The sequence below is a fragment of the Halomonas sp. SIMBA_159 genome (genome assembly GCF_046536035.1).
In the GTDB taxonomy this organism is placed as follows: Bacteria; Pseudomonadota; Gammaproteobacteria; order Pseudomonadales; family Halomonadaceae; genus Vreelandella; species Vreelandella venusta_A.
This window is the reverse complement of sequence record NZ_JAWJBT010001496.1, coordinates 1-240: the sequence shown is the minus strand read 5'-3', so window position 1 is coordinate 240 and position 240 is coordinate 1. Positions and strand designations below refer to the sequence as shown.

General features: G+C 32.5%; 1 protein-coding gene. It reads left to right on the top strand.

Translation table 11 applies throughout. The annotated features are described in order from the left end of the window. On the top strand, nt 1–240 hold a 240-nt coding region (locus R0J87_RS24200; protein WP_498889590.1), incomplete at both ends, for a hypothetical protein.

Below are 240 nucleotides of genomic sequence, written 5' to 3'. Positions count from 1 at the left end.
CTAATAGTTCCAATGATATTATAGTAAGACAACTGACAAATGATTATTTACCTGTTTGCGGTGGAAAATACAAAGGCAGGCATTTAATGTATCTTAATCGCAATGGATTTTTGGACACTTTTTCTTTTCCATTTGCAGAAAAGAGAAAGTTGAAAATCAAAAATGAATCTTATACACGCTTGATTTCTAATCCGCACATGTACAACACTACACTGGCTTCAAAAGTCAATCTGAATAAAG